Source organism: bacterium (genome assembly GCA_035691305.1).
Taxonomy (GTDB): domain Bacteria; phylum Sysuimicrobiota; class Sysuimicrobiia; order Sysuimicrobiales; family Segetimicrobiaceae; genus DASSJF01.
In genome coordinates, this window is sequence record DASSJF010000077.1 from 12,071 (window position 1) to 38,087 (window position 26,017).

Below are 26,017 nucleotides of genomic sequence, written 5' to 3' on the forward strand. Positions count from 1 at the left end.
CTCGGCATCACGGTAGCACCAGCAACTCGAACGAACGATCCGACTTGGACCTGATTCTCCTTTCAGGCGGGCCGCCGATTGTCGCGGCCGGCGGCCGGGCAGACGATAAAGCCGGGCGTGTGCGCAAGGCGGAGGGATGCGATGAAGCGCTGGATGGTGATCGCCGGGGGCGCGGTTCTGACGATCGCGGTGTTCGGAACGTGGGCGGCGGACCGGTGGGGTCGCCCCGCCGCGCCGGCGGACACCATCGCGGCGAGCGGCCGCATCGAAGGCGACGACGTCGCGGTCGGCTCGAAGATCGGCGGGCGGCTCGAGCGGCTGCTCGTCGTCGAGGGCGACCGCGTCGCGCGGGGCCAGCTGATTGCGGTGCTGAGCGCCACCGACCTCGCCGCCGCGGTCCGCCAAGCGGAGGCGCAGGTCGAGGCGGCCGCCGCTCAGGTCCTTCAGGCCCGCAGCAATGTGAGCGTTCTTGAGGCGCAGATCAACCAGGCGGAGACCTCGATCGCGCTCGTCGACGCACAGACGCGGGCGCAGGAACAGCAGGCCCGGGCCGCGCTGGTTCAGGCGCTGGCTGCCGAGGCGCAGGCGCGCCGCGATCTCACCAGGGCGGAATCGCTCGAGCGGTCGGGTGCTATCGCCCGCGCGGACGTCGAGATCGCCGGGACGCGCCTGGAGTCGGCGTCCGCCCAGGTGGCGTCCGCGCGCGGCCAGGTGGCGATGGCGCGAACCGGCGCGCTCGACGTGGCGCGCCTCGGGCACCAGCGCGAGACCGTCGGGCGGCAGCTTGACGCCGCGCGGAAGGCGCTCGCCGCGGCGCAATCGCAGTATCAGGCCGCGGCCGCGGCGCGCGACGTCCAGCGCGCGCGGTTTGGCGAAACACGCGTCTACGCACCGCTTTCCGGGGTGGTGGTGACGAAAGTCGCCAATCCCGGCGAGGTGGTGCAGGCGGGCAGTCCGATCGCGGTGCTCGTTGACTTCCAAGCACTTTGGCTCAAAGTCTACATCCCGGAACCGCTGGTCGGGAAGATCCGGTTGGGCGACCGGGCCCGCGTGTATGTGGACGCGTTCCCGGGGCGGCCGTTTCCGGCCAAGGTCCGGGAGGTCCATAACCAGGCGGAGTTCACGCCCAAAGACGTCCAGACGCGGGAAGAGCGTGTCAAGCTGGTGTTCGCCGTAAAGCTGGCCGTCGAAAACCCCGGCGGCCTGCTCAAGCCGGGGATGCCGGCGGACGGCACGATCCTGCTCGGGAGCGAGCCGGGCCTGTGACCGATGCCCGACCGGTCGTCGAGATCCGCGGACTCTACAAGCGCTATCGCCGTGCGCCGGCCGTTGACGATGTCTCGCTGACGATCGCGCCGGGTGAGATTTTCGGGCTCCTGGGCCCCGACGGCGCCGGCAAAAGCACCACGTTGCAGATCGCCGCCGGCGTCCTGCTCGCGGACCGGGGACAGGTGTTCGTCGACGGCATTGACGTGCGACGCAATCCCGAGGGTGTGAAGCGCCGCATCGGCTACATGCCGCAGGGATTGGGACTCAATCTGTACGACGACCTGACTGTGGACGAACACCTCCGGTTCTTCGCGGACCTGCGGGGCGTCCCCGAGGAACAGTTCCGTGAGCATCGCGCGACCCTGCTCGAGATCATGCGCCTGGCACCCGCCGCCGGCCGTCTCGCGCGGCATCTCTCGGGAGGCATGCGGCAGAAACTTGGATTGGCGTCGGCCTTGATCCACCTTCCGGACGTGCTGCTGCTGGACGAGCCGACGACCGGCGTCGACCCGCTGTCGCGTCGGGATTTCTGGCAGATTATCGACCGACTCTCGCGGTCGCGGGGGATCACGGTACTCCTCACCACACCGTATCTCGACGAGGCTGAACGCTGCCACCGCATCGCGCTGATGCACCGAGGTCGGATCCTGGCCGCGGGGACCCCCGATGAGTTGAAGGCCGCCGCCGGCGCCGCGGCGCCCGACGGTGTCAAGATGGAAGATGTCTTCGTCGCCTTGATGTCGCCGGAGACACGCGTCGGCGCGTTCACGCGGCCGCCGGCCGCCCCGCCGGCTCCCCGGTCCGCGGCCGGAATACCTCCGGAGCCGGCGATCCGGGTCGAGGCCATCACCAGGCGGTTCGGCGGGCTGACCGCCGTCAACGAGGTCACCTTCGAGGTGCTGCCCGGCGAGATCTTCGGGTTCCTCGGGCCGAACGGCGCGGGCAAGACAACGACGATGAAGATGCTCGCCGGCCTGCTTCGGCCGACGGGCGGTCGGGGCTGGGTGGCCGGACACGACGTCAGCCGGCAGGTCGACGCGATCAAGCACGCGGTGGGGTACATGTCGCAACGGTTCTCGCTCTACGGCGATCTGACGGTGCAGGAGAATCTTCGGTTCTCGGCGCGGATCTACGGCCTCGGCCGCCGCCGAGCGATCGAGCGCGAGCGGGCGACCGTCGATGCGGTCGGGCTCGGCGACTGGCGCCACGTGCTCGCCCGCGATCTTCCGTTGGGCATCCGGCAGCGCCTCGCGCTCGCGGCGGCGGTCATGCACGAGCCCAGCGTCCTCTTCCTCGACGAACCCACCGCGGGCGTGGACCCGCGGGCGCGGCGTCAGTTCTGGGAATTGATCGGCGCCCTCTCGCGCGTCCAGCGCGTCACCGTCCTGGTCAGCACACATTACCTGGACGAAGCCGAACACTGCGACCGGCTCCTCTTCATGCATGACGGCCACATCGTCAGCGTCGGCCGGCCGGACGAGCTCCGTCGGCGCGCCGTGGCCGTCCGGGGGACGGTCCTCGAGGTGCTGTCTCCCCGTTTTCGCGAGGCCGCGGCCGCCCTCGAGCCGATCTATCCCGACTTGATGCTGCTCGGACGGCGGATCCACGTATTCAGCCGCAACCCCGACGAAGACCGGCGGCGGATCGCCGCGGCGATCGGCGGCGCCGAGGGCGGCGCGATTCGGGAGATCCGGATGTCCATGGACGACGTCTTCGCAACGCTCATCGAGCGGCACACCGATCCCGCGCCCGCCGGCGTTTCGGCCCGGGCGCGCGTCGCCCCGGCCGCCGCCGGCGCGGGAGGCTAGCGAATGGGCGCGCTGCGCCGTGTCCGCGCCGTGATGCAGAAGGAGCTCGCCGTCCTCCGGCGCGACCGATTCTACCTGTTGATGGCGGTCGGCTTCCCCTTGGTCACGATGCTGCTGATGGGCTACGGCATGAACTATGACGTCCGGAACGTGCCCCTCGGGATCGCAGACCTCGACGGAACGGCCGAGAGCCGCGCACTCACGGCGGCATTCACCGCCTCCGGCTATTTTCGTCTCGTCACGGCGACCCGCAATCCGCGGACGTTGGACGACGAAATGGCGGCCGGACGGATCCGCGCCGCGATGGAGATTCCCTCCGGTCTCGGCAGGGCACTCGCCGCCGGACGCGCCGCCGCGGTACTGCTGGCGGTCGACGGGTCGTTGCCGCTGCGCGCCGACATCTCACGAGGCTACGCGGCGGCCATCGTGGCCCGGTTTAATCAGGACCGGCTGGCCGCGGCGGCCCTCCGCCTTCCGGCGGCAGCCGCCGTTCCCTCGCTCACGGTGGAGAGCCGGATCTGGTTCAATCCGACGCTGGACAGCAACAACTTCATGGTGCCGGGGCTGCTCGTGATCAACCTGCTGATGTGGCCGCCGATCCTGACCAGCCTCACGGTCACGCGGGAGAAGGAGTCGGGCGCCATCCTCAACGTCCAGACCGCGCCGATCGCGGGATGGGAGTACGTACTCGGCAAGCTCGTGCCCTATGCCGGTATCTCGTACCTTACGTACTGGCTGCTGCTGGCCTGCGCGGTCTGGCTGTTCCACGTGCGCATGCTCGGCAGCCTCGTCGCGCTCAGCCTCGGGGCGCTCCTCTTCGTGATCGCGACGGCCGCGATCGGACTCGTAGTCTCCGTCCTGGTTCGCACGCAGGTAGCGGCGCTGGTGGCCACGGTGGTCGTCGTCATGGTGCCCGGTATGGAATACTCCGGCTTCTCGGAGCCGATCGGCACGCTGGATGCGAGCGGACGTGTGATGAGCCACCTCTTCCCGGTCGCGGATTTCATGTTCCTGGTCCGGGGGGTCTTTCTCAAGGGCTTCGGCCTCGCGGCCGGGGCGGACAGCCTCCTGCGGCTGGCCGGGTACGCCGGCGCGGCCGTCCTGGTCGCGACCCTGGCGTTTCCCAAACGGCGGAAGCGGTGAACGCGCGTGCGGCTCCTCGCGCTGATTGAAAAGGAACTGCGGACGTTCTTCCGCGAGCCGGTGCTCGTGTTTGTCGTCGCCTACGCCCTCCTCTGGGCCCCGTACCAGGCGGCGTCGCAGTTCACGTTCGAGCTCAACCGCTACCCGGTGGCCGTCTACGACCTCGACCGGAGTGCGCAGAGCCGCGCGCTCATCGACCGGCTGCGGCCGCCGTACCTCAACGTGGGGCGGATCATCACGCGGGAGCGGGAGATCGACACAGTGCTCGAGCGCGACGAGGCGTCGGCGGTGGTCGTGATCCCGGAAGACTTCAGCCGGCGGCTCGCGGCCGGCGGCCGGGCGTCGGTGCAGATCATCAGCGACGGCACCTATACGCCGACCGCCCAGCTCGCGGGCGCGTACGTAGCCGGCATCGCGCAGCGGTTCCTGCAGGCACAGCAGCCGACGAGCCCGGCGGGGGCCGGCGCCGGGCTCGTCGACGCGCGCGTTCGGGTCCGCTACAACGAGGCCCTTATTCCCGAATGGTATCGGGGGCTCGAAGAACTGTTCGGGACGATCATGATCATCGCGATGATGCTCCCCGCCGCGTTCATGGTCCGCGAGAAGGAACAGGGCACGGTCGAGCAACTGCTGGTGAGCCCTGTCCGACCGTGGGAGATCATGGCGGCCAAGGTCTTGCCGATGGCCCTCGTGACCGTGCTCGGGACGCTCGGGAGTCTCGGCGTTCTTTCGCACGCGTTCGACATGCCGATCCGCGGCAGTCTGGCGCTCTTTACCGTCGCGACGACGCTGGTGGTGATCGCGACCGGCGGCCTCGGGCTTGTCATCGCGACGACCGCCCGGACGATGCCGACCGCGCTCATCATGGCGTTCGTCCTGCATATTCCGATTTCGTTTCTCTCGGGCACGATCACGCCGATCGAAGCGATGCCGCCCGCGCAGTACTACCTGACGTTACTGTCGCCGTACCGGTATTACCTGGAAATCGGCTACGGCGTGGTGTTGAAGGGCGCCCCGCTCTCGGTGCTGTGGCCGGACGTTGCCGGGCTCACCGTCCTCAGCGCCGCGATGTTTGCCGTGGGCGCCCGGCGGTTTCTCCGACAGTTCGAGTAGCCGCGGGCGGGCCCGACGCGACGCTACGCGCCCCCGATGGTCAAAATCAAGTCCGTCGCGTACGCCGCGAGAAACCCGATGAGGATGCCCCACGCGGCGGCCGGGGGCTGATGGAAGCGGCGGCCGACGGCGAACATCTCGCCGATCACATAGAACAGCGCACCCGAGGCCAGCGCCAGGAAGAGCACAAACGCCTGCGGCGAGTTGACGCGGTAGCCGATCACCGTGCCGAGAAACGTCGGACCGCCGCCGATGAGCCCGGCGAGGCCGAGGAACGACCACGAAGGCACCTCGCCCGCCGCGGCCACGGGCGCGGCGACCGCGAACCCCTCCGTGACGTTGTGCAGCCCGAAGCCGATGATAAGGATGATGGCGAACCCGATCGCGCCGGTCGCGGCCGCCTGGCCGATCGCGAGGCCCTCCGAAAAATTATGGAGTCCGAGCCCGGCGGCGACCAACAGCGTCAACTGCTGCGCGGCCGGGATTCGAGCCGCCGACCGCCGGCGCGCGGTGTCGGCGAACATGACCAATCCGACGAGACCCAGGAGCAGGCCCAGCACCAGCATGATCACGAGAGAGACGAAGACGTTCCAGTGGCCCGATTTCATGGCGCCCTTGAGGGCTTCGTCGATCGGCTCCTGCGCCTTCGACAAGATGTCCCAGATGAGAAAGAGCAGCACGCCGATCGCGAGCGCGTTGAGAAAATTCTGAAGGCCTCGCGTCCTTGTCCCGAGCCGCGCGACCGGAAGCCCCAGGTAGATGGTGAACCCGGCCAGCGCTCCGAGCGCGGTCGTCTGCCAGATTGACATGCCTCCTACCCTCCGACGGAACCCGGATTACGCCGCGTCGACCGTACGCGGCGCGCCGGCCCGCGGCCCGGTGCGTCCACGCGCGGCAGACGCGAACAGACTTGCGCAGGCGGATTCTAGAGTGCTATGGTCAACAATGGCCGTCAAGGGTCGGATGGGCCGGCTGGCGCCAGCCCTTGCGGTACATGGTCCCGCGCCGATCGTTACAATCTGGCGCCGGTAAAAAGGTGGCAATTTCTCCGGTGGGACGGTTTTCCACAACCCAGGCGGTGGCCGCGTTCCGGGCACACGGCCGCAACATCACCGCGCAGCGTATGGCGGTCTTCCGGGCGCTGGAGCGCGCCGACGGTCATCCGACCGCCGAGGGCCTGCACGGACGAATCCGCCGCGCCGTCCCGAGCATTGCGCTCAAGACGGTGTATGCGATTCTGCACGAACTGGCTCGCCTTCGCTTGGCGGCCCCGCTGCCGCTCCCTGGAGGAGCGGTCCACTGGGAGCAGAACACCACTCCGCATGGCCACCTCGTGTGCGACACGTGCCGGCGCGTCGTGGATTTGCCGGTGGATCCGACCGTGCTGATGCCGCTGGTTCGAAACGCCGCCCGCGGCTTCGACGTGCACGGCGCATCCTTGATCGTGCACGGACGCTGCGGCGCCTGCGCAAAAGGATGACCACCGCTCTGCGTTGACACGGGCTCCCGTAGACCGTCTCATCGCGCTCGCAGCAGCGCTCGCCTGCACGGTAGGACTGGCCGCCGCGCTGGCGCGCGCGCAGAGTCCCGGCGTGACCACGGTCCCCGGCATGCCGCCCGTCGTCGATCCGCACAACATCTTCAGCGAGACGGCGAGCGGCAAAATCGCTCCGGCGGTCGCGAAGGACCCGCCGCGCGTCTACGTGCCCGACCTCCGGTCGGACGATGTGTATGTAATCGATCCGTCCACCCTCACGGTGGTGGACCGGTTCCCGGTCGGCCGCAGCCCCCAGCACGTCGTGCCCTCGTGGGATCTCCGGACCTTGTGGGTGACCAATAACGCCGAAGGGCGCACCGACGGCAGCCTGACGCCGATCGATCCGCGCACCGGGAAGCCCGGACGCGCCCTGCGGGTGGACGATCCGTACAATTTGTACTTCACTCCCGACGGCAAGTCCGCGATCGTCGTGGCGGAGGCGCACCGGCGGCTCGACTTCCGCGACCCACACACGATGGCGCTGCAGGGGTCGCTGAGCGTTCCACAATGCGCCGGCATCAACCACGCCGACTACTCGATCGACGGCCGCTACGCGATCTTCACCTGCGAGTTCAACGGCCGCATCGCCAAGGTCGACACGATGCACCGCCGGGTCCTCGGTTATCTGGCGCTGCCGCTCGAACGGCCGGCCAACGGCATTCCCGGAATGCCGCAGGACGTGCGCGCGGGGCCCGACGGACGCACTTTCTACGTCGCCGATATGCGCGCGGACGGCGTCTTTGTGATCAACGGCGACGCCTTCAAGCAGATCGGCTTCATCCACACCGGCGTCGGCACCCACGGCCTCTATCCCAGCCGGGACGGCACGAAGCTCTATGTCGCGAACCGGGGTTCGAATCAGATCCACGGGCCGCGCAACAGCAAGGACGGGAGCGTGTCGGTGATCGATTTCGCAACCCGGAAGGTCGTCGCGCGGTGGCCGATCCCCGGCGGGGGCAGCCCGGACATGGGCAACGTCAGCGCGGACGGACGGTATCTCTGGCTGTCCGGCCGCTTCGACGACGTGGTCTACGCGATCAACACGGCGAACGGTGACGTGCGCAAGATCGCCGTCGGAGCCGAACCGCATGGCCTGGCGGTCTGGCCGCAGCCCGGCCGGTTCTGTCTCGGCCACACCGGCATTCTCCGTTGATTTCCCGGATCTGACCCCCCGCGGCGGCGGCCCGGGCGCTACGGGGCGATGATAAACTGCGTGACCGGAACGATCTCGACCCCGGCCTGATCGAACTCCGGCAGGAGACGCCGGACGACCTGCGGCGTTCCGGTGACGATGTGCCCCACCCCCACCGCCCATCCCCGCCGCTTGGCCGTGGCGATCAACACCCTGAGCTTACCGGCGATGCCGGCCGGCGGGTCGTCGAGGGGCGTGGTCTCCGGGATCGTCCGGAGGCCCATCTGGCGCGCGACGATCGTCGCGATAGAGCGCGGGGTCTCCCGGTTCTCCTCGAACCAGAGGCCGCGAGCCTTGATGACCGCGAGCGTTGCGTGCATCACGCGCGGATCCGTGGTGGCCCGCGAACCGCCGTGGTTGTCGACGCCCACGACGCCGCGGACGCCGGCCAGGTCGCCTTCGACGACCCGGGTAATCTCCGCGTCGCTCATGCGTACCCAGACGATGCCGGTCACCGGGCCAAGATCCGCCGGATTGTTCGACTCCAGAGGCAGATGGAGCATCGGCACGAGGCCGTGCAACGCCGCTTCGCGCGCGATCTGTGCGGAGTACCGCATGTGCGGGTAGATGCCGAGCGAGAACGGCCGGTGCATCGCGTAGATCGGCTGCAGGTCCGCCAGGCTGGCGCCCGCGTGCTCGAAGACGATCGCGACCCGGGGATGAGGGGGCGCGGCGGCGGCGCCCCCGAGCGCCGTCCACACCGACAAAAGCAACACGACCGCGCAGAGCCGACGCCTTCTCACGTGCGTATTATGCCATACTCCGCCCGCCGCTCAAACCGCGCGACACGCTCCCGCCCGGGCGATCGGTCGGCCGCCCGATCTTCAATCGGCCCGCGGCCCGATAACCCGCTTCCCTCGAGCCGCCTAGAGTCATACCCAAGGGAGTAGCGCCGAAGGTCGTCAGCGACGAGACCCGGGATTCGAGGGTGTCCTCCCGGAGGCCGCCTTCCTGCAACACGTGCCGTCCGCCGCGGCGGACGCCTCCGGCCGGCCGTATCCGCAGAGACGAGGTGAGATCATGCGAATCGAAGCACGGTGGGCGTCCGGCATGCGGTTCGAAGCCGTCACTCCGGACGCCCTCGGAATCGTCATGGACGCGCCGCACGGTGGGACGGCGGGCGGCCCTACGCCGATGGAGGCGCTGCTGATGGCGCTCGCCGGCTGCACCGGGATGGACGTCATCCCGATCCTCCAAAAGATGCGCGCGCCCGTGGACCGGTTCACGATCGACGTCACGGCGGAGCGGGCCGATACACATCCCAAGGTGTTGACGGCGATCCACCTGCGCTATGCCGCCGCGGGGCCCGGTCTCCGCCGCGAGCAGGTCGAGAAAGCGGTCGCGCTCTCGCAGGAAAAATATTGTTCCGTTTCGGCGATGCTGCGCAAGGCGGTGCCCATCACGTATCAGACGGACGTCATCGACACCGGCGTCGCGCCGCTACCCGCGGTCAGTTGATGAGAACACTCATGATGCCATGGCAAAGTCCGATACGGAGCCTATGCCGAATCGAGCGTAGGGCGGATAGGCCCCGCCCCCTTCCCCCGGTACGCTGGTCTGGGATTGTTGGGAGGGATGCATGATGACGACGCCGCTGACCGGACCCGTAGTGCTCGTACCGACCGACTTCTCGCAGGCCTCCGTCGGGGCCGCGCGGTTCGCCGCGGACCTCGCGCGCCGGCTGGATGCCACCCTCGTCCTGCTCCGGGTGATCCTGCCGCGGGAAGTCGAGGAGGGCCTGGACCAGGGTAAGTTTGTGGACCAGCAGATGGACGAAGGGCGCGTGTACCTGCGCTGGTGGTTTACGACGTTCGTACCGGCGGAGGCGCGCCGGACCGTACGGCTGCACGAGTTCGTCGCCGTCGGGCACCCCGAGGAGGAGATCGCCGCCGTGGCCGAGTCGCTGCAGGCGACGATGATCGTCATGGCCACGCACGCCCGGACCGGCGTCAGGCGGGCCGTTCTCGGCAGCGTTGCCGAGGCGGTCGTGCGGCACGCGTCGTGCCCCGTGATGATGGTGCGCGGCCCGGCGAAGATGTGGACCGCCGCGACGCCGGAGACGGCCCGCGAGCTCACCGCCGCCGCCAAGGCATCGTAGATCGAGAGGAGGCCGTCCCATGCGCGCGCGCGAGCTGATGAGTACCCCGGTCGTCACCATCCACCCCGAAGCGCCGCTCAAGGACTTGGCGGAACTTATGGTCGCGCACCGCGTCAGCGGGGTGCCGGTCGTGGACCGCGGCGGCATGCTGATAGGCGTGGTGTCGGAATCCGACGTGATGGAAAAGATCGACGGCGCCGCCGGCGCGGACGCGGAGGGCGGGCTGCCCCGGCTGCTGACCGCGCTGTCAAAGGCGCTGGACGGGTCGTCCAAGCCGACGGCGCGTGCGGTGGCCGATCTCATGACCACCCGCGTCGTGACCGCGGGCCCGGACGCGACCGTGCAGGAGCTCGTGCACCTCATGATCGCCTACGACATCAACCGCGTCCCGGTCGTCGAGACCGGGCGGCTGGTCGGCATCGTGACCCGCGCGGACATTCTCCGCACCGTGGTCCGGCCGGACGCGGCGATTGAGACGGATCTGCGCTGGCGGATCGCGCACGAGCTGTGGATCGATCCGGAGGCGCTGCAAATCTCGTGCCGGAACGGCATCGTGACCCTCGCCGGCACGGTGGACACCCACGCCGACGCCGAGCTCGTGCGGCGGTGGGCCGCGAAGACCGAAGGCGTTGTCGACGTCGAAGACCGGGGTCTCCGGTACTCGATCGATGAGCGCCGCATTCCGGTGAGGACCGAGAGCCTGCGCTAGACCGGGTCGAGAATCGAGGCCCAATCAGGCGTTCGCCCGATGCGAACGCCTGATTGCGTTGGTAGCCTGGGCCAAATACGCTGGAGGGATCGCGCGGGCATGATACAATCGGACAGACACGCGAACGATGGGGAGGAGGCTCCGGTGCCGGCACCGGCCCGTGCGAAAATTCGGGTGCTCCTGGCCGACGATCATGCGATCGTCCGCCAGGGCGTCAAGATGATCCTCACCAACGAGCCCGACATCGAGGTCGTCGGCGAGGCCGAGGACGGCCTGCAGGCGGTCGAGATGGCCAAGAAGCTCAAGCCCGACGTCGCGGTGCTCGACATCAGCATGCCGGGCATCAACGGCATCGAGGCGACGCGCCAGATCAAGGCGGCCCTGCCGAACGTGCACACGCTCGCGCTCACGATGCACGCCGACGATACCTACGTCTTTCAGTTGCTGAAGGCCGGGGGTTCCGGGTACGTCCTTAAGCGCGCCGCGGCCACCGATCTCGTGCAGGCCATTCACGCCGCACGGCGCGGGGAGGCGTTCCTCTACCCGTCCATCGCGAAGGCGGTGGTGGCGGACTATCTGAAGCGCCTGGAGACCGGCGAAGGCCGCGAGAGTTACGACGGCCTCACCGAGCGAGAACGCGAAATCCTCACGCTGGTGGCGGAGGGCGCGACCAACCAGGAGATCTCCCAGAAGCTGTACATCAGCGTCAAGACCGTCCAGACGCACCGCACCCACATCATGGAGAAGCTCAACCTGCACGACCGCACGATGCTCGTCCGGTACGCGATCCGCAAGGGCCTCATCGAGCCCTAACCTCCTCCGTTCACGGCCCGACCGCGCTTTCATGCCCCGGCCCGATGGGCCGGACGCCCGGCGCATGCGATACTCCGTTCAGAAGGCCGGTTCCGAGGAGGGCTCGCTATGCGGCACGTGACGGCTCGTGAGATCATGTCGAGTCCCGTCGTTACGGTGGGCGCGGATACTCCCGTGCGCCGGATTGTGGAGACGATGCTGCGGTCCCGGATCAGCGGCCTGCCGGTCGTGGACGAGGACGAACGCGTCCTCGGCGTCGTGACCGAAGCCGACCTCCTCGAAAAGGAGGATCGCCCAATTCCGGAACCGCCGATCCTCACCTGGCACGGCCGGTCGCTCCGGCTCGAGCGCATGCTCGGGCGGTACCGCAAGGCGACCGGCACTGTCGCGCGCGACGTCATGACGGAGAACATCATCACGGCCGCCGAGGACACCAACGTCCAGGAGCTCGCGCACCTGATGCTCCGGCACGACATCAACCGCATCTTGATCCTGCGCGAGGGCCGCCTCGCCGGCATCGTGACGCGCGCGGACGTCTTGAAGGTCTTTCTGCGCAGCGACGAGAGCATTCTGCAGACGGTCCGGGAGACGCTCGCGCGGGAGCTCTACATCGATCCCGCGGCCCTCACGCTCTCGTGCGCGAACGGCGTCGTCACCGCGACCGGCACGGTGGACCGGCACAGCGATTGGGCGCTGCTCGTGAAGTGGATCCGCTCGGTCGACGGCGTGGTGGCCGTACACGCCGACCACCTCGCCTACCGCCGCGACGACCTCGCCCTCGGCCGGGTCGCGTTCTAAGATGGACACGGGTGCGGTGCCCGCGACCGTCGCGTACCCTGCCTCGCGCGAGACAGACGTCGTGCTGCGCGACGGCTCCACACTCCACGTGCGTCCCATCCGTCCCGACGACGAATCGAGGCTGCTGGCGTTCTACGCGGCCCTGTCCGAGGACGCGCGGCTCATGCGCTTCTTCTCTCCGCTGTCGGACGCGGCGCTCGTCCAGCAGGTGCGGCGCGACGTGGCCGCGGACCACGTGCGGCGGGTCAGTCTCGTCGGAACCCACGGCCCGCACGACGAAATCGTGGCGGAGGCATCCTACAGCACCGTCGACGGCGACCACGCCGAGGTGGCGTTCGCCGTCGCGGACGCCTACCAGGGCCGCGGCATCGCCACCATCCTGCTCGGCCAGCTCGCGCAGATCGCCGCGGGGCGCGAGATTCATACGTTCCAGGCGCTCGTGCTGCCGGACAATTTGAGGATGATCGAAGTGTTCCGGGAGGCGGGCTTCCCGGTCGACGTTCACTACAGCGGCTGGGAGCTGATGGTCACATTTCCAACGTCGCTGACCGAGGAGGCGCTCTCCCGGTTCGAGCGGCGGGACCAGATCGCGGCGCAGAACGCGCTGCGCGCCTTCTTCGCGCCGCGCGCGGTCGCGGTGATCGGCGCGTCGCGGCGGCGGGGGACCATCGGCGGAGAGGTCTTCCACAATCTCCTGCGCGATGGGTTCGAAGGCCCCGTCTACCCCGTCAATCCGTCGGCGCCCGTCGTGCAGAGCGTGCCGGCCTATCGCACCGTCGGCGACATCCCCGGTCCCGTAGACCTCGCGGTGGTCACGGTCCCGGCGGCCTACGTCTGCGACGTGGCCGCGCAGTGCGCGGAGAAAGGTGTCCGCGCGCTGGTCGTCATCTCCGCGGGGTTCGGCGAGGGCGGCGCCGAGGGCCGGGCGCGCCAGGCCGAGCTGCTCCGCATCTGCCGGACGAACGGCATGCGGTTGGTCGGCCCGAACTGCATGGGACTCCTCAACACCGACCCCGCGGTGCGGCTCAACGCGACCTTCGCGCCGCAGATGCCGCCGGCGGGGCGGGTGGCGTTCTCGACGCAGAGCGGCGCGCTCGGGCTCGCGATCATCGACTACGCCGCGTCGCTCGGCCTCGGGCTCTCGACGTTCGTGTCCGTCGGCAACAAGGCCGACATCTCCGGCAACGATCTGCTCAACTACTGGGAGACGGATCCGGGCACGGACGTCATCCTGCTGTACCTCGAGTCGTTCGGCAATCCGCGCCGGTTTGCCCGGATCGCGCGACGGGTGGGGCGGACGAAGCCGATCGTCGCCGTGAAGAGTGGGCGGTCGCCCGCGGGGACGCGCGCGACCTCGTCGCACACCGGCGCGCTCGTCGCCTCCGACGTAACGGTCGACGCGCTGTTCCGGCAGGCCGGCGTCATCCGCACCGATACGCTCGAGGAGTTGTTCGACGTCGCCTCGCTCCTCGCGAACCAGCCGGTGCCGGCGGGCAACCGGGTCGCCGTCATCACCAACGGCGGGGGCGCCGGCGTGCTCTGCGCCGACAACTGCGAGGCCGAGGGTCTGGTGCTGCCGGCCTTCGGCGAGGAGACTCAGGCGCGGCTGCGCGCGGTACTGCCGGCCGAGGCGAGCGTCGAAAACCCGGTCGACATGATCGCCGCCGCCACCGCGGACCAGTACCACAAGGCGATCGCGATCGTCGCCGCCGACCCCAACGTGGACGCCCTGATCGTCATCTTCGTGCCACCGCTTGTCACCGAGGCCGCCGACGTCGCCCGCGCCCTCGTCGAGGCGGCGCGCGAGATCGCCGGTGCGAAGCCGATCATCCCGGTCTTCATGTCGGCGCACGGCGTACCCGACGCGTTGAGGGCGCCCGACGTGCGCCTGCCGTCGTTCGTCTTCCCGGAAACGGCGGGGATCGCGCTCGCGCGGGTGGCGCGCTACGGCGTGTGGCGGTCGCGTCCGCCGGCGCCCCTGCCCGTGCTCGCGGACGTCCGGCGCCGGGACGCGGCGGCCGTCGTCGCCTCGGCTCTGAACCGCGGCGCCGGCTGGCTCACCGCCGGCGAGAGCGAGGCGCTGCTGGGCGCCTACGGAGTGTCGCTGGTCCCGCAGCGGGTCGCGGCGACGCCGGACGAAGCCGTCGCGGCCGCGGAGGCGTTGATGCGGGAGACGGGAGCGCGCGCCGTGGCGCTCAAAGCGACCGGCCCCGACCTCCTCCACAAGACCGACGCCGGCGCGGTACGGCTCGGTCTCGCGAACGCCGACGCGGTACGGGCGGCCGCCGCGGAGATGGGCCGCGCCGTGACCGCGGCGGGCCTCCACGCGACCGGGTGGGTCGCGCAGTCGATGGCCGCGCCGGGGATCGAGATGATCGTGGGCGTCGTGCACGACCCGCGCTTCGGGCCCGTCGTGGCCTGCGGCGCCGGCGGGACGCTGGTGGAGGTTCTGCGGGACGTCTCCGTGCGGCTCACGCCGCTCACCGAACGCGACGCGCACGAGATGATCGCCGATCTCAAGATTGCGCCGGCGCTGGCCGGGGTGCGGGGACGGCCGCCGGCCGACGTGGACGCCCTGGCGGACCTGCTGGTCCGGATCGGCGCGATGGTGGACGATCTCCCGCAGATCGCCGAACTGGACTGCAACCCGGTGATCGTCCACGACCGGGGCGCCACCATCGTGGACGTCCGGGTGCGCGTCGAGCGGGTGGAGGCGATACCGCTCCTCGGCCGGACGCCGCCGGCGAACGGCCGGGGCGGCGCTCCCGTGACCCGGTCCTAGCGCTCAAGAGGCTTCGACGCATGCGGGCGGCCTCTGCGGCCCCGGACCTTCTTCAGCGCCGTGCCCTTGTGGATCGCGACGTGGTCGGTCTTGTCACTCTTGATGAGGTACTGGGGCTCCTCGCGCGACGCGTGGCGCCGGTAGCCTTTGAACACAATCGGTGACGTGATCTTTTGGACGATCCGGCCCCGAACCCGGCCGGCCTCCGAGTTCCACTCCACGTGATCTCCGGCACGAAACGGTCGGATCACGCCGGCGCGCTCCCGGCCGGCCGACGGGCCACAAAACGCCCGCCGCCGCGGCGGCGCAGGACGCCGTCCTCCACCAGCACGTCGCCGCGCCGCAGCACCGCCGTGAGCCGGCCGCGCACACGGCGGCCTTCGTACAGCGTATAGCCGGCACGGCCGATCTGGTCGGCGCTGCGGAGTTCCGTCTCAGCGTCCGGATCGACGATCACGAGATCGGCGTCGAACCCGGGGGCGATCGCCCCCTTGCGGTCGAGCCCGAATATGCGCGCCGGCTCCTCACTCATCACCCGGGCCAGCAACGGCAGCGGAAGCCCCCGGCGCCGGAAGGCGTCCCACATCACGGGCAGCAGCGTCTGCACGCCCGGCGCGCCGTACCACGCGTCGAAGATGTCGCGATAGCCGGGAGCCTTGGTCTCACGCGAGTGAGGCGAGTGGTCCGAGCCCACCGCATCGATGCGTCCCGCGGCGAGATGGCGCCAGAGCCCCTCGTTCGCCGCCGCGTCGCGCAGCGGCGGGCTGATCTTGGCGAGCGGGCCCCACGACGCCAACAGCTCGTCGGTGAGCTCGAGGTACTGCACGCAGGTCTCGGACCACACCCGCTGCCCGGCCCGCCGCGCGTCTTCGATGAGGTCAACCCCGCGCGGCGTACTGACGTGCACGACATACAGCGGGCACCCCGTCGCGCGGGCGTAGCCGAGGGTCTTGGCGACCGCCACCCATTCCGCCTCGTCCGGATGGGTCCAGAGGTAGTCCGCGGCGCCCACCCGGCCGCGCGCACGCTGGGCGGCGATGCGGAAGTCGATGATGTCCCCGTCCTCCGCGTGCACCAGCAGCATCCCGCCCTGCCGGGCGATCGCGTCCATCGCCCGCACGAGAAACGGGTCCGAGGCCATTCGCCCGATCGACTTGTACGCGCAAAACAACTTGAACGACGGGAGGCCCGCGGCAAGAAGTTCGGGAATCTGCTCGAGCGTGCCCGGCCGCTCGGGCAGCCAGGCATGAAACGAGAAATCGATCGGCGCCTCGCGCCTTCCCAGGTCCCGAAACTCTTGGAGCAGATCGAGCGGCGTCGCCGCCACCGTGGCCGCCGGCAGCAGATGGACAAGCGCCGTGGTCACGCCTCCGGCCGCCGCGGCCTCCAGCACGGTGGGCAGGTCGTCGACGTGGTGGCTGTGGATCCGGCAATGCACGTGCGGGTCGATCACGCCGGGCAGCACCACCCCGCCCGCGGCGTCGATGACGCGGTCCGCGTCGCCGAAAGTCCCCGGGACGCCGAGCGCCGCGACACGGCCGCCGCGCACGGCGATGTCCAACCGCCGGACCGCCGCCGGCGTGACGACGTCGGCGCCGGTAACGAGGAGGTCGTACTCAGCCACGCGCCTCTCCGCCCCCGGCGCCGGGAGCGATTCTCGGGTCGATGAGCGCATGACTGAGGTCGGTCAGCAGGTTGATCCCGACGACGGCCGCGGCGACGACGATCGTGATCCCCATAATGCGCGGATAGTCGTGCGAGTCGGCCGCCGCTTGGGGCGGCCGCCCCAGCCGCACCGCCCCCGACTCGCCGTCTTCCGCGCGGTGATCCTTCATTTGCCGTCCGTGCCCGGGTGGATCGGCACACCGCGGAGGTCCGTCAGCGGGAGAGCCGACTCCTGCCGCCGGCCGGCGGCCTCATCGGGACGGGAGCGGATGGAGGATCAATTTGGGGTCCGATGGTGGACGCCGCCGCCCCACGCCTATCATGAGCCCGAGACAGCCTTTGCGCTCGTCTTGCTTCATGAACCTACGAGGAGTTCCACCGCGAGCGCGTACAGGCGCGCGACGCAACCGAGAAAGGAAAAGTCCGATGTTGGTGAGCCCCGCCACCGGGCGCGCCGTCCGCACGTCCGCTCGCCCGGTCTCCACGATCGACGGCAACGAGGCGATCGCATCCGTCGCCTACCGCCTGAACGAAGTCATCGCGATCTATCCGATCACCCCTGCCTCGCCGATGGGTGAGTTGGCCGACGAGTGGGCGGCTCAGGGCCGAACGAACCTCTGGACGGCCGTCCCCCAGGTGGTGGAAATGCAGGCGGAGGGCGGCGCCGCCGGCGCCGTCCACGGCGCGCTGCAGGCCGGCGCGCTCACGACCACCTTCACCGCCTCTCAGGGCCTGCTGCTCATGCTCCCCAACCTGTACAAGATCGCGGGCGAGCTCACGGCGTTCACGATGCACGTGGCCGCCCGGACCGTCGCCACCCACGCGCTGTCCATCTTCGCCGATCACTCCGACGTGATGGCCTGCCGGCAGACCGGGTTTGCCATGCTCGCCTCCGGGTCGGTGCAGGAGGCGCACGATCTCGCCTGCATCGCCCACAGCGCCGCGTTCCGGGCCCGGGTGCCGTTCCTCCACTTCTGTGACGGCTTCCGGACGTCGCACGAGATCGCGAAGGTCGAGCTCCTCACCGACGACGATCTGCGGACGATGATACCGGAAGACCTCATCGAGGCGCATCGGGCCCGCGCGCTGACCCCGGATCGCCCCGTGCTGCGCGGAACGACCCAGAATCCGGACGTGTTCTTCCAGGCACGCGAGGCGGCGAATCCCTTCTACCTCACCTGCCCCCAGCGTGTGCAGGAGACGATGGACGCGTTCGCGCGGCTCACCGGCCGCGCGTACCATCTGTTCGACTACGCCGGGGATCCCGCGGCCGAGCGGGTGCTGGTGATCATGGGCTCCGGGGCGGAGACCGCCGTCGGGACGGCGGAGCGGCTGCGCGAACGCGGCGAGAAGGTCGGCGTGGTTACGGTGCGCCTCTACCGGCCGTTCTCGGTGGCCGACTTTATCGCAACGCTGCCTCGCACCGTGCGCGCCGTCGCGGTCCTCGACCGGACCAAGGAACCCGGCGCCGTGGGCGAGCCGCTCTACCTCGACGTCGTCACCGCGCTGCACGAAGCGCCGGACGGCGCCGCGCCGGCGGGAGTCCGGGTCGTGATCGGCGGCCGGTACGGCCTCTCCTCCAAGGAGTTCACGCCGGCGATGGTCCGGGCAGTGTTCGAGGAACTGGCGAAGCCGCACCCCAAGCGCCACTTCACGGTCGGAATCACCGACGACGTCACCGGCTTCTCGCTGCCCTTCGATCCCGAGTGGGACATCGAGCCGGACGATGTGACCCGCGCGGTGTTCTTCGGGCTCGGCGCCGACGGGACGGTAGGTGCGAACAAGAACTCGATCAAGATCATCGGCGAGCACACGGCCAATTACGCGCAGGGCTACTTCGTCTACGACTCCAAGAAGTCGGGGGCGATGACCGTGTCGCACCTGCGGTTCGGTCCGCGCCCCATCCGGTCGCCGTATCTGATCCGCCGCGCCAACTTCGTCGCCTGCCACCAGTTCCATTTCACGGAGCGCCGGGACGTCCTGCGGTACGCCGCTCCCGGCGCGGTCTTCCTGTTGAACGCGCCGTACGGGCCGGACGCGGTCTGGGATCACCTCCCCCGCGAAGTGCAGAGCGAGATCGTCGGCAGGCGCCTGCGGTTCTTCGTGATCGACGCGCTCGACGTCGCGCGCCGGACGGGAATGGGCGGCCGGATCAACACAATCATGCAGACCTGCTTCTTCGCCATCTCCGGGGTGCTGCCGCGCGACGAGGCGATCGCAAAGATCAAAGACGCGATCCGGGAATCCTACGGCTCCGGCGGCGACGAGGTGGTGCGCCGGAACTGGCAGGCGGTCGACGAGACGCTCGCGCACTTGCATCAGGTCGCGGTCCCGTCACAGGTCACGGCCGCCCGGGGACGGCCGTCGCTGCTGCCGGATGCCGCGCCCGACTTCGTCCGGCGCGTGACCGGACTGATGCTGGCCGATCAGGGCGATCTCCTGCCCGTCAGCGCGTTTCCACCGGACGGCACGTGGCCGGTCGGAACGAGCCGGTGGGAAAAACGCAACATCGCGCAGGAAATCCCGGTGTGGGATCCGGCGATCTGCATCCAGTGCAACAAGTGCGCCTTCGTCTGCCCGCATGCGGTCATCCGGGCCCAACTGTACGAGCCGGCTCACCTCGACGGGGCCCCGGCGTCGTTCAAGTCGACCGACTACAGGGGACTCGACTTCACGGGCTACCGGTACACGCTGCAGGTGGCGCCGGAGGACTGCACGGGATGCGGCCTGTGCGTCGCGGTCTGCCCGGTGAAGGACAAGACCAACCCCCGGCACAAGGCGATCGACATGGCGCCGCAGCCGCCGCTGCGCGAGACCGAGCGGGAGAACTGGGAGTTCTTCCTGACGCTGCCGGCGCCCGACCCCGCGCGCCTCAAGCACGATGTCAAGGAGTCGCAGTTTCGGACGCCGCTCTTCGAGTTCTCCGGCGCCTGCGCGGGCTGCGGTGAGACGCCGTATCTCAAGCTGCTGACCCAGCTCGTCGGCGACCGCGTCCTCATCGCCAACGCGACCGGCTGCTCGTCCATCTACGGCGCGAACCTCCCGACGACTCCGTACACCGTCAACCGCGACGGCCGCGGCCCGGCCTGGGCCAACTCGCTCTTCGAGGACAACGCGGAGTTCGGGCTCGGCTTCCGGCTGGCCGTAGACCGGCTCACCGCGCGGGCGCGCCGGCTGCTGGGACGGCTTGCGCCGGCCCTCGGCACCGACCTGACCCGTGACTTGCTCGCCGCCGATCAGACAACCGACGCCGGCATCGCGGCGCAACGGACGCGGGTAGCGCTGCTGCGGCGGCGCTGCGCGGACCTGGCCGCGCCGGACGCGCGCCGGCTCGAGCGCGTCGCGGACTACCTGGTGTACAAGAGCGTGTGGATCGTCGGCGGCGACGGGTGGGCCTACGACATCGGCTACGGCGGCCTGGACCACGTGCTGGCCTCGGGACGCGACGTCAACATCCTGGTCCTCGACACGGAAGTGTACTCCAACACCGGCGGCCAGCAGTCCAAAGCGACGCCCCGCGGCGCCGCCGCCAAGTTCGCCGCCGCCGGCAAGGCGACGCCCAAGAAGGATCTGGCGCTCCTGGCGATGACTTACCGGAACGTCTACGTGGCGCAGGTGGCGTTTGGGGCCAAGGACACGCAGACCGTGCACGCGCTGCTCGAGGCGGACGCCTACCCCGGCCCGTCGCTGATCGTCGCCTACAGCCCGTGCATTGCGCACGGGTACGATCTGGTGCACGGCGCCGAGCAGCAGAAACTCGCCGTGGAGACCGGCTACTGGCCCCTCTTCCGGTACGATCCCCGCCGCGGGGCGGAGGGCAAGAACCCGCTCATCCTCGACTCCGCTCCGCCGAAAGGAGACCTGGAACGGTTCCTCTACAACGAGACCCGGTTCCGCATGGTCGAGAGCGCGGACCCGGAGCGGGCGCGCCGGCTGCTGGAAGAGATCCGGCACGACGTACAGGTGAAGTACCGGCTCTACGAGCAACTGGCTCATCTCAACGCCGTCCCGGCCGCGGGGACCGGCGGCGACGCCGCCGCGCCCTCGGCGACGGCGGCCGACTAGGAGGCGCTCATGGCGGACCTTTCCACGACGTATCTCGGCCTCCGCCTGCGCAGTCCGCTGATGCCGGGCGCCTCGCCGATGGTGGACAATCTCGACACCGTCAGGCGCCTGGCCGACGCCGGCGCGGCGGCGATCGTCATGCACTCGCTGTTCGAGGAGCAGTTCGTCCGCGAGCAGCTTGCCACGGTCCACCATCTCGAGGCGCACGCCGACTCGTTTGCGGAGGCCCTCTCCTATCTGCCGCGGCCGAGCGACTTTGCGCTCGGCCCCGAGCAGTACCTCGCGCAGATCGCGCGCATCAAAGCCGCCGTCGGCCTGCCGGTGATCGCGTCGCTGAACGGCACCTCCGCCGGCGGGTGGCTCGGCTACGCGCGCCGCATCGAGGAGGCCGGGGCCGACGCGCTCGAGCTCAACGTCTACCACATCTCCACCGACCCGCGGGAGACGGCGGGCGCCGTCGAGCGCCGCCTGCTCACGCTGCTGCGCGCAGTCAAAGCCGAAGTGAAGATCCCCGTGGCCGTGAAGCTGTCGCCGTTTTTCTCCGCGATGGCGCACTTCGCGTCGGAAATCGACGCCGCGGGGGCCGACGGGCTCGTCCTGTTCAACCGCTTTTACGAGCCGGACATCGACCCGGAATCGCTCAACGTGGCGCCGCGGCTTGCGCTCTCCACCGGCACGGAACTGCCGCTGCGGCTCCACTGGCTGGCGATTCTGTCGGGCCGCCTGCGCGCCTCGCTGGCCGTCACGGGGGGCGTGCACACCGCGCTGGACGCGATCAGGGCGGTGATGGCCGGCGCCGACGCCGTCCAGCTCGTCTCGGCGCTGCTGCTGCGCGGCCCGCAGTACCTCGGCGTCGTCCGCCGGGAGATGGAAGCCTGGATGGACGCGCACGAATACGTCTCGCTGCGGCAGATGCGGGGGAGCCTGAACCTCGAGCGCTGTCCCGATCCGGCCGCCTTCGAGCGCGCCAACTACGTCCGCGTGCTGCAGGCCTGGAACGCGACGCCGTCGCTCCGGCTCGTCGGGCGCTAGTTCAAACGAAGTCCGATACGCGGCTCGCACCCTAACCCGACGGCCCGGCTTCCGAAGCCGGAAGGTGCGGGCCACGTCGCATCTTGAAGAGCGGGCGGCATGAAAAACGAGATGACGCGGCCGCCGACCCGGCTTCGTCGCAGGGCCGCGGCGGTCGACCGGGTCCTCCGGCGGGGCTACCGGCTGCGGCCGTGGCGGAAGCGCGATCCGCTCGGGGCGCTCATCGGCACGATCCTCTCGCAGCACACCAGCGACGTGAACAGCGGCCGGGCCTACGCACAGCTGCGCCGGCGATATCCGACCTGGGAGGCGGTCCGCGCGGCGTCCACGGCGGGCATCGCGGCGGCGATCCGGCCCGCGGGGCTGGCGTCCCTCAAGGCGCCGCGGATCCACGCGGTGCTGCGCCGCCTGGCGGCGGAGCGCGGCCGGCTCTCGCTGGCGTTCCTCCGCCGGTGGCCGCGCGAGCAGGCGCGCGCGTGGCTGCGCAGCGTGCCGGGCGTGGGGCCGAAGACCGCAGCGATCGTCATGCAGTTCGCGCTCGCCAAGCCCGCCTTCGCCGTCGACACCCACGTCGACCGCGTCGGCCGGCGGCTCGGGCTGATTCCGCCGCGCATGTCGACTGAAGACGCGCACGCCTGGATGGAAGCGCTGATCCCGCCGGCGCGCTACGGGCCGCTGCACCGCTTCCTGGTGCGGCACGGCCGCGAGGTCTGCACGGCGCGGCGGCCGCGTTGCGAAGTGTGTCCGATCCGGCGGTGGTGCGACTACACCGCTACGCGGCGGCGGTGAAGAGCGGCGCGCCGAGCAGCGAGCGGTCCACGCGCACCCCGAGGCCCGGACCCGACGGCGCGGCGCCGACGCCCTGCCGCGAGCGCGGCTCGTAGCCGCAGAGGTGCTCGTTCACCCAGTCGTTCATGAAGGACACGGTGAAGAGCGTGCGGGCCCGCGTGCTCGCCGCGAGGTGGCTGACGGCGGCGGTCACGAGATCGCCGCCCCACGTGTCCTCGATCGTGACGCGCAGCCCCAGTGAGTCGGCGAGGTCACGCAGGAGCCGCGCCGTCGTGAGGCCGCCGACTTTGCTGATCTTGAGGTTGAACGCTTCGAGGCCGCCGGCCGCGTGGGCGCGCAGCAGCGACGGCACGTCGGTGATGACCTCGTCGAGCACCATCGGCAGCGTGGTGTGCCGGCGCACGGCGAGGCACTCCTCGAGCGTCCGGCACGGCTGCTCGAGGTAGACGCGGGGCAGCGCGTCGAGCAGGCGCGCCGCCACGATCGCGTCTTGAAGCTGCCAGCCGCCGTTCGCGTCGGCGACGACGACGTCGTCGTCGCCCGTGGCCTCGAGCACGCGCTGCACGCGGGCGACGTCGTCGTGCGGCCGGCCGCCGACCTTGAGCTGAAACCGATGGATGCCTTCCGCGCGCCGCGCGGCGGCGTAGGCGGCCATCTCGGCCGGTGCGCCGAGGGGCACCGCGAAGTACAGCGGATACCGGTCCTGCCGCCGGCCGCCGAGCAGCGACGCGAGGGGCACGCCCGCCGCCTGACCGAGGAGGTCCCAGCACGCCACGTCGATCGGGCTCTTCGCGTAGGCGTGCCCGGCGAGCGCCCGGTCGAGCAGGTCCCGCACGGGGCCCAGCTGCCGCGGATCCGCGCCGAGAATCGCGGGGGCCATCTCGCGGATCGCGGCGCGCGCGCCCTCCGCGAAGCCCGGCAAATACGTGGTCCCGAGGGGGCAGACCTCCCCCCACCCCTCCGCGCCCTCGTCGGCGATCACCCGAACGACGGTGCTCGGCAGCGCGGTGATTTCGCGCCCGCCCGACATCACGTACGTCCCGTGGATGTAGTGGAGGTCGTGGCCGTAGACCTCGACGCGGACGATCTTCATGCCGTCCGCGCGGCCGGCAGCAGCCGCTTCGAGAGGCGGCAGACCATCGTGTAAGCCGGATCGTAGACGTTGGCGAGGTCGTAGCGCGCCGCCTGGCCGAGGAGCAGATGCGCGCCGCGGGCGTCGAACCCGTATGCGTCGACGAGCCAGCGCACCATCTCGGTCGTCGCATGCTGCACGCACTGGTCGAGTGGTCTCGCGTTGCCGAGCGTGAAGATCTCGCCCGCGGTCTCGCCGCGCGGCCACGCGATCGACGCGCGCTTCACGAGCGTAAGCGTGAAGCGCACGTCGCACGAGATCTCGACGCCGGTCCCGACGATCTCCCCGTCGCCCTGGACCGCGTGGCCGTCGCCGATGTAGAAGAGCGCGCCGGGCGCGAACACCGGAAAGTGCGCGGTCACGCCTTCCACGAAGCCGCGGTAGTCCATGTTGCCGCCGTGGGTCGAGGAGGTCGCCGTCGAGATCGCCTGGCCGCCCGCCGGGGCGACGCCGAAGCACCCCACCATCGGCGCGATCGGCAGCGTGAGCCGGCCGAGGCGCGTCTCCGGCTCGAGCAGCGTCGCGGTACCCGCCTCCACGTCGACGTCCCAGCGTCCCAGGACCGGCTGCGGCGCTTCCGCGACGGCCTCGGGATCGAGGACGTTCGGGGCGATCGCCGTGGCGCTCCATCCCCAGCGCCGGTTGGGCCGCAGCACCTCGAGCCGCACGCTGAGGCGGTCTCCGGGTTCGGCCCCCTCGACGAAGAACGGACCGGTCTGCGGGTTCCCCCGCGCGGTCACCTGTTTCCCGGACGCATCCTGGCCGCGCGCGTCGACGGTGGTCGTGACGACGGTGTCGCCGGAAACGACCACCAGCGCCGCGTCGCGCGTCGCCATCGTGGTGTGGTACGTCTGCGGCGCAAACCGGTGAACGGCGGCCACGTAAACGCGCTCTAGGCGGGATTCGGCGGTTTCGCGCCGAGGCCGCGCATGAAGCGGTCCTTCACCAAGACCGGATCCCGTTCGGGCCGGCCGGCGCCGGGCTCTTGGTTCACAAGGGCGGCGATGAAGCGCGGCCCGCGCCCCGAAAGCGCCTCGCCGACGAGGCGCTCGAACTCCGCCTCGTCGCGCGCCCAGGCGCTCTGCACGATGCCCGCCCCGCGCGCGACAACGGCGAGATCGGTCGCTTCCGCGGTCGCGGCCGCCTGCCCCCCGGTGATCTGGTAGGTCCCGTTGTCCCAGACGATCACCGTAAGGTTCTGGGGCGCGACCATCGCCACGGTGGCGAGCGCGCCGAGGTTCATCAGCATGGACCCATCGCCCTCGATCGCGAAGACGCGCCGCGAGGGCTGCGCGAGCGCGACGCCGAGAGCGATGGGCACGGCGAGACTCATACTCCCGAGCATGTAGAAGTTCTCCGGCCGGTGGCCGGCGGCGAACAGATCGAAGTTGGCGTTGCCGATGCCGGCGACGACGGCCTCACCGCGGGTGAGGCGCCCGACGAGCCGTTTCGTGAGGTCGAACCGGCTCATCACCTTGCCGCCGGCTTTCGTGCGTGTGTCGGTGCCCGTGGCGTCCATCCCGCGCCCCTACCCTTCCATCTTGCCGCCGGTCAGCCTCGGCGACAGGATCAGCGCCGCGGGCTGCTGCGTCCGGTGCGCCTGATGAACGCTGCGGGTCACGAGGAACGCCACCTCGTCGTCACGCTCGAGCGTGACGTGCGGAATCCCGAGCGCGTCCAGCGACGGGCGGATCACGCGGGAGATCGGCACCTGCACCGCGTTGAACTCGCCGAGCACGCCGCGCTCGGAAATGACGAGCACGACCGGAAGCTGGTACGGGACGAGGAGCGAGGCGAGGGCGTTCGGGACGTTGCCGAACCCGCTGCTCTGCATCATCACCGCCGACGGCGTCCCCCCGAGCGACGCGCCGGCGGCGATGCCGACGGCCTCCTCCTCCCGCGTCGCGGAGAACGCGGTGACGCCGGGATGCGACCGGAAGCCGTCGATCAGCGGGATCAGCACCTTGTCCGGCACGTACGTGACGAGCCCGATCCCCCGCTCCGTCAGGCATTTGATCATCGTGCCGGACCACTCGCTCATGCGCTCCCTCCGATCAAAGACGCCGGCAGAT

General features: G+C 70.2%; 24 protein-coding genes. 15 read left to right on the top strand and 9 right to left on the bottom strand.

Annotated features, from left to right (window positions below; all coding sequences use genetic code 11):
- Positions 1-141: 141 nt before the first annotated feature.
- Genes VFL28_14500 through VFL28_14515 form a run of 4 tightly spaced genes read left to right on the top strand, consistent with a single transcriptional unit; the run spans position 142 to position 5,333 of the window.
- A complete protein-coding gene (locus VFL28_14500) occupies positions 142-1,266 on the top strand; it encodes an efflux RND transporter periplasmic adaptor subunit (GenBank protein HET7265872.1) in 1,125 nt (374 codons plus the stop codon).
- Entirely contained in the window at positions 1,263-3,077 is a 1,815-nt protein-coding gene (locus tag VFL28_14505; protein HET7265873.1) for an ATP-binding cassette domain-containing protein, read from the top strand. Before VFL28_14500 ends, VFL28_14505 begins: the two co-directional genes overlap by 4 nt.
- A 3-nt stretch (positions 3,078-3,080) precedes the next feature.
- A complete protein-coding gene (locus VFL28_14510; GenBank protein HET7265874.1) occupies positions 3,081-4,220 on the top strand; it encodes an ABC transporter permease in 1,140 nt (379 codons plus the stop codon).
- A gap of 6 nt (positions 4,221-4,226) precedes the next feature.
- Entirely contained in the window at positions 4,227-5,333 is a 1,107-nt protein-coding gene (locus tag VFL28_14515; protein HET7265875.1) for an ABC transporter permease, read from the top strand.
- 23 nt (positions 5,334-5,356) lie between these two features.
- On the opposite strand, the gene VFL28_14520 is transcribed toward VFL28_14515, so the two are convergent.
- A complete protein-coding gene (locus tag VFL28_14520) occupies positions 5,357-6,142 on the bottom strand; it encodes a zinc permease (GenBank protein HET7265876.1) in 786 nt (261 codons plus the stop codon).
- A 242-nt stretch (positions 6,143-6,384) separates the two neighbouring features.
- Here VFL28_14520 and VFL28_14525 point away from each other — a divergent pair, with 242 nt between their 5' ends.
- Together VFL28_14525 and VFL28_14530 are read left to right on the top strand one after the other, a co-directional pair.
- Complete coding sequence (locus VFL28_14525; protein HET7265877.1) at positions 6,385-6,813, top strand: Fur family transcriptional regulator; 429 nt, start codon at positions 6,385-6,387, stop codon at positions 6,811-6,813.
- Positions 6,814-6,943: 130 nt separating this feature from the next.
- Complete coding sequence (locus VFL28_14530) at positions 6,944-8,023, top strand: YncE family protein (GenBank protein ID HET7265878.1); 1,080 nt, start codon at positions 6,944-6,946, stop codon at positions 8,021-8,023.
- A 38-nt stretch (positions 8,024-8,061) separates the two neighbouring features.
- Here the strand turns inward: VFL28_14530 and VFL28_14535 are convergent, their stop codons facing one another.
- Entirely contained in the window at positions 8,062-8,805 is a 744-nt protein-coding gene (locus VFL28_14535) for a divergent polysaccharide deacetylase family protein (protein HET7265879.1), read from the bottom strand.
- Positions 8,806-9,082: 277 nt separating this feature from the next.
- Here VFL28_14535 and VFL28_14540 point away from each other — a divergent pair, with 277 nt between their 5' ends.
- From VFL28_14540 to VFL28_14565, 6 genes are all read left to right on the top strand, one after another.
- On the top strand, positions 9,083-9,520 hold the full coding sequence (locus tag VFL28_14540) for an OsmC family protein (GenBank protein HET7265880.1): 438 nt from the start codon (positions 9,083-9,085) through the stop codon (positions 9,518-9,520).
- Positions 9,521-9,641: 121 nt separating this feature from the next.
- Complete coding sequence (locus tag VFL28_14545) at positions 9,642-10,160, top strand: universal stress protein (GenBank protein ID HET7265881.1); 519 nt, start codon at positions 9,642-9,644, stop codon at positions 10,158-10,160.
- Positions 10,161-10,179: 19 nt separating this feature from the next.
- Positions 10,180-10,869, top strand: coding sequence for a CBS domain-containing protein (locus VFL28_14550; GenBank protein ID HET7265882.1), 690 nt, complete (start codon positions 10,180-10,182; stop codon positions 10,867-10,869).
- Positions 10,870-11,013: 144 nt separating this feature from the next.
- Positions 11,014-11,682 (top strand): response regulator transcription factor, encoded by a 669-nt coding sequence (locus VFL28_14555; GenBank protein ID HET7265883.1) that lies wholly within the window; start codon positions 11,014-11,016, stop codon positions 11,680-11,682.
- A gap of 108 nt (positions 11,683-11,790) precedes the next feature.
- Complete coding sequence (locus VFL28_14560; GenBank protein HET7265884.1) at positions 11,791-12,480, top strand: CBS domain-containing protein; 690 nt, start codon at positions 11,791-11,793, stop codon at positions 12,478-12,480.
- 16 nt (positions 12,481-12,496) lie between these two features.
- Positions 12,497-15,262 (top strand): GNAT family N-acetyltransferase, encoded by a 2,766-nt coding sequence (locus VFL28_14565; GenBank protein HET7265885.1) that lies wholly within the window; start codon positions 12,497-12,499, stop codon positions 15,260-15,262.
- On the opposite strand, the gene VFL28_14570 is transcribed toward VFL28_14565, so the two are convergent.
- Genes VFL28_14570 through VFL28_14580 form a run of 3 tightly spaced genes read right to left on the bottom strand, consistent with a single transcriptional unit; the run spans position 15,259 to position 17,097 of the window.
- A complete protein-coding gene (locus VFL28_14570) occupies positions 15,259-15,513 on the bottom strand; it encodes a DUF2945 domain-containing protein (GenBank protein HET7265886.1) in 255 nt (84 codons plus the stop codon). The two genes, VFL28_14565 and VFL28_14570, sit on opposite strands and share 4 nt — an antisense overlap.
- Positions 15,510-16,886, bottom strand: a complete 1,377-nt coding sequence (locus VFL28_14575) for an amidohydrolase family protein (GenBank protein HET7265887.1) — start codon at positions 16,884-16,886, stop codon at positions 15,510-15,512. The genes VFL28_14570 and VFL28_14575 overlap by 4 nt, the downstream gene beginning before the upstream one ends.
- Positions 16,879-17,097, bottom strand: a complete 219-nt coding sequence (locus VFL28_14580) for a hypothetical protein (GenBank protein ID HET7265888.1) — start codon at positions 17,095-17,097, stop codon at positions 16,879-16,881. Before VFL28_14580 ends, VFL28_14575 begins: the two co-directional genes overlap by 8 nt.
- 256 nt (positions 17,098-17,353) lie before the next feature.
- On the opposite strand from VFL28_14580, the gene nifJ reads away from it, so the two are divergent.
- From nifJ to nth, 3 genes are all read left to right on the top strand, one after another.
- Positions 17,354-20,992 (top strand): pyruvate:ferredoxin (flavodoxin) oxidoreductase, encoded by a 3,639-nt coding sequence (gene nifJ / locus VFL28_14585; GenBank protein ID HET7265889.1) that lies wholly within the window; start codon positions 17,354-17,356, stop codon positions 20,990-20,992.
- 9 nt (positions 20,993-21,001) lie between these two features.
- Positions 21,002-22,024, top strand: a complete 1,023-nt coding sequence (locus VFL28_14590; protein HET7265890.1) for a dihydroorotate dehydrogenase-like protein — start codon at positions 21,002-21,004, stop codon at positions 22,022-22,024.
- Positions 22,025-22,123: 99 nt separating this feature from the next.
- Positions 22,124-22,813, top strand: a complete 690-nt coding sequence (gene nth / locus VFL28_14595) for an endonuclease III (protein HET7265891.1) — start codon at positions 22,124-22,126, stop codon at positions 22,811-22,813.
- Here the strand turns inward: nth and VFL28_14600 are convergent.
- The 4 genes from VFL28_14600 to VFL28_14615 are packed head-to-tail and all read right to left on the bottom strand — an operon-like array spanning position 22,797 to position 25,986.
- On the bottom strand, positions 22,797-23,906 hold the full coding sequence (locus tag VFL28_14600) for a mandelate racemase/muconate lactonizing enzyme family protein (GenBank protein ID HET7265892.1): 1,110 nt from the start codon (positions 23,904-23,906) through the stop codon (positions 22,797-22,799). The genes nth and VFL28_14600 overlap by 17 nt on opposite strands.
- Positions 23,903-24,781, bottom strand: a complete 879-nt coding sequence (locus VFL28_14605) for an acetamidase/formamidase family protein (GenBank protein ID HET7265893.1) — start codon at positions 24,779-24,781, stop codon at positions 23,903-23,905. Before VFL28_14605 ends, VFL28_14600 begins: the two co-directional genes overlap by 4 nt.
- A 56-nt stretch (positions 24,782-24,837) precedes the next feature.
- Positions 24,838-25,464, bottom strand: a complete 627-nt coding sequence (locus VFL28_14610; protein HET7265894.1) for a thiamine pyrophosphate-dependent enzyme — start codon at positions 25,462-25,464, stop codon at positions 24,838-24,840.
- Positions 25,465-25,473: 9 nt separating this feature from the next.
- Positions 25,474-25,986, bottom strand: a complete 513-nt coding sequence (locus VFL28_14615) for a thiamine pyrophosphate-binding protein (protein HET7265895.1) — start codon at positions 25,984-25,986, stop codon at positions 25,474-25,476.
- Positions 25,987-26,017 lie beyond the last annotated feature (31 nt).

Excerpts from the sequence above, each read along its gene's own strand:
- VFL28_14530 (HET7265878.1), top strand. The coding sequence starts at position 6,944 with ATGCCGCCCGTCGTCGATCCGCACAACATCTTCAGCGAGACGGCGAGC.
- VFL28_14550 (HET7265882.1), top strand. The coding sequence starts at position 10,180 with ATGCGCGCGCGCGAGCTGATGAGTACCCCGGTCGTCACCATCCACCCC.
- VFL28_14600 (HET7265892.1), bottom strand. The coding sequence starts at position 23,906 with ATGAAGATCGTCCGCGTCGAGGTCTACGGCCACGACCTCCACTACATC.
- nth (HET7265891.1), top strand. The coding sequence starts at position 22,124 with ATGAAAAACGAGATGACGCGGCCGCCGACCCGGCTTCGTCGCAGGGCC.
- VFL28_14605 (HET7265893.1), bottom strand. The coding sequence starts at position 24,781 with ATGGCGACGCGCGACGCGGCGCTGGTGGTCGTTTCCGGCGACACCGTC.
- VFL28_14615 (HET7265895.1), bottom strand. The coding sequence starts at position 25,986 with ATGAGCGAGTGGTCCGGCACGATGATCAAATGCCTGACGGAGCGGGGG.
- VFL28_14590 (HET7265890.1), top strand. The coding sequence starts at position 21,002 with ATGGCGGACCTTTCCACGACGTATCTCGGCCTCCGCCTGCGCAGTCCG.
- VFL28_14510 (HET7265874.1), top strand. The coding sequence starts at position 3,081 with ATGGGCGCGCTGCGCCGTGTCCGCGCCGTGATGCAGAAGGAGCTCGCC.
- VFL28_14500 (HET7265872.1), top strand. The coding sequence starts at position 142 with ATGAAGCGCTGGATGGTGATCGCCGGGGGCGCGGTTCTGACGATCGCG.
- VFL28_14560 (HET7265884.1), top strand. The coding sequence starts at position 11,791 with ATGCGGCACGTGACGGCTCGTGAGATCATGTCGAGTCCCGTCGTTACG.
- VFL28_14580 (HET7265888.1), bottom strand. The coding sequence starts at position 17,097 with ATGAAGGATCACCGCGCGGAAGACGGCGAGTCGGGGGCGGTGCGGCTG.
- VFL28_14540 (HET7265880.1), top strand. The coding sequence starts at position 9,083 with ATGCGAATCGAAGCACGGTGGGCGTCCGGCATGCGGTTCGAAGCCGTC.
- VFL28_14610 (HET7265894.1), bottom strand. The coding sequence starts at position 25,464 with ATGGACGCCACGGGCACCGACACACGCACGAAAGCCGGCGGCAAGGTG.
- VFL28_14545 (HET7265881.1), top strand. The coding sequence starts at position 9,642 with ATGATGACGACGCCGCTGACCGGACCCGTAGTGCTCGTACCGACCGAC.
- VFL28_14520 (HET7265876.1), bottom strand. The coding sequence starts at position 6,142 with ATGTCAATCTGGCAGACGACCGCGCTCGGAGCGCTGGCCGGGTTCACC.
- nifJ (HET7265889.1), top strand. The coding sequence starts at position 17,354 with ATGTTGGTGAGCCCCGCCACCGGGCGCGCCGTCCGCACGTCCGCTCGC.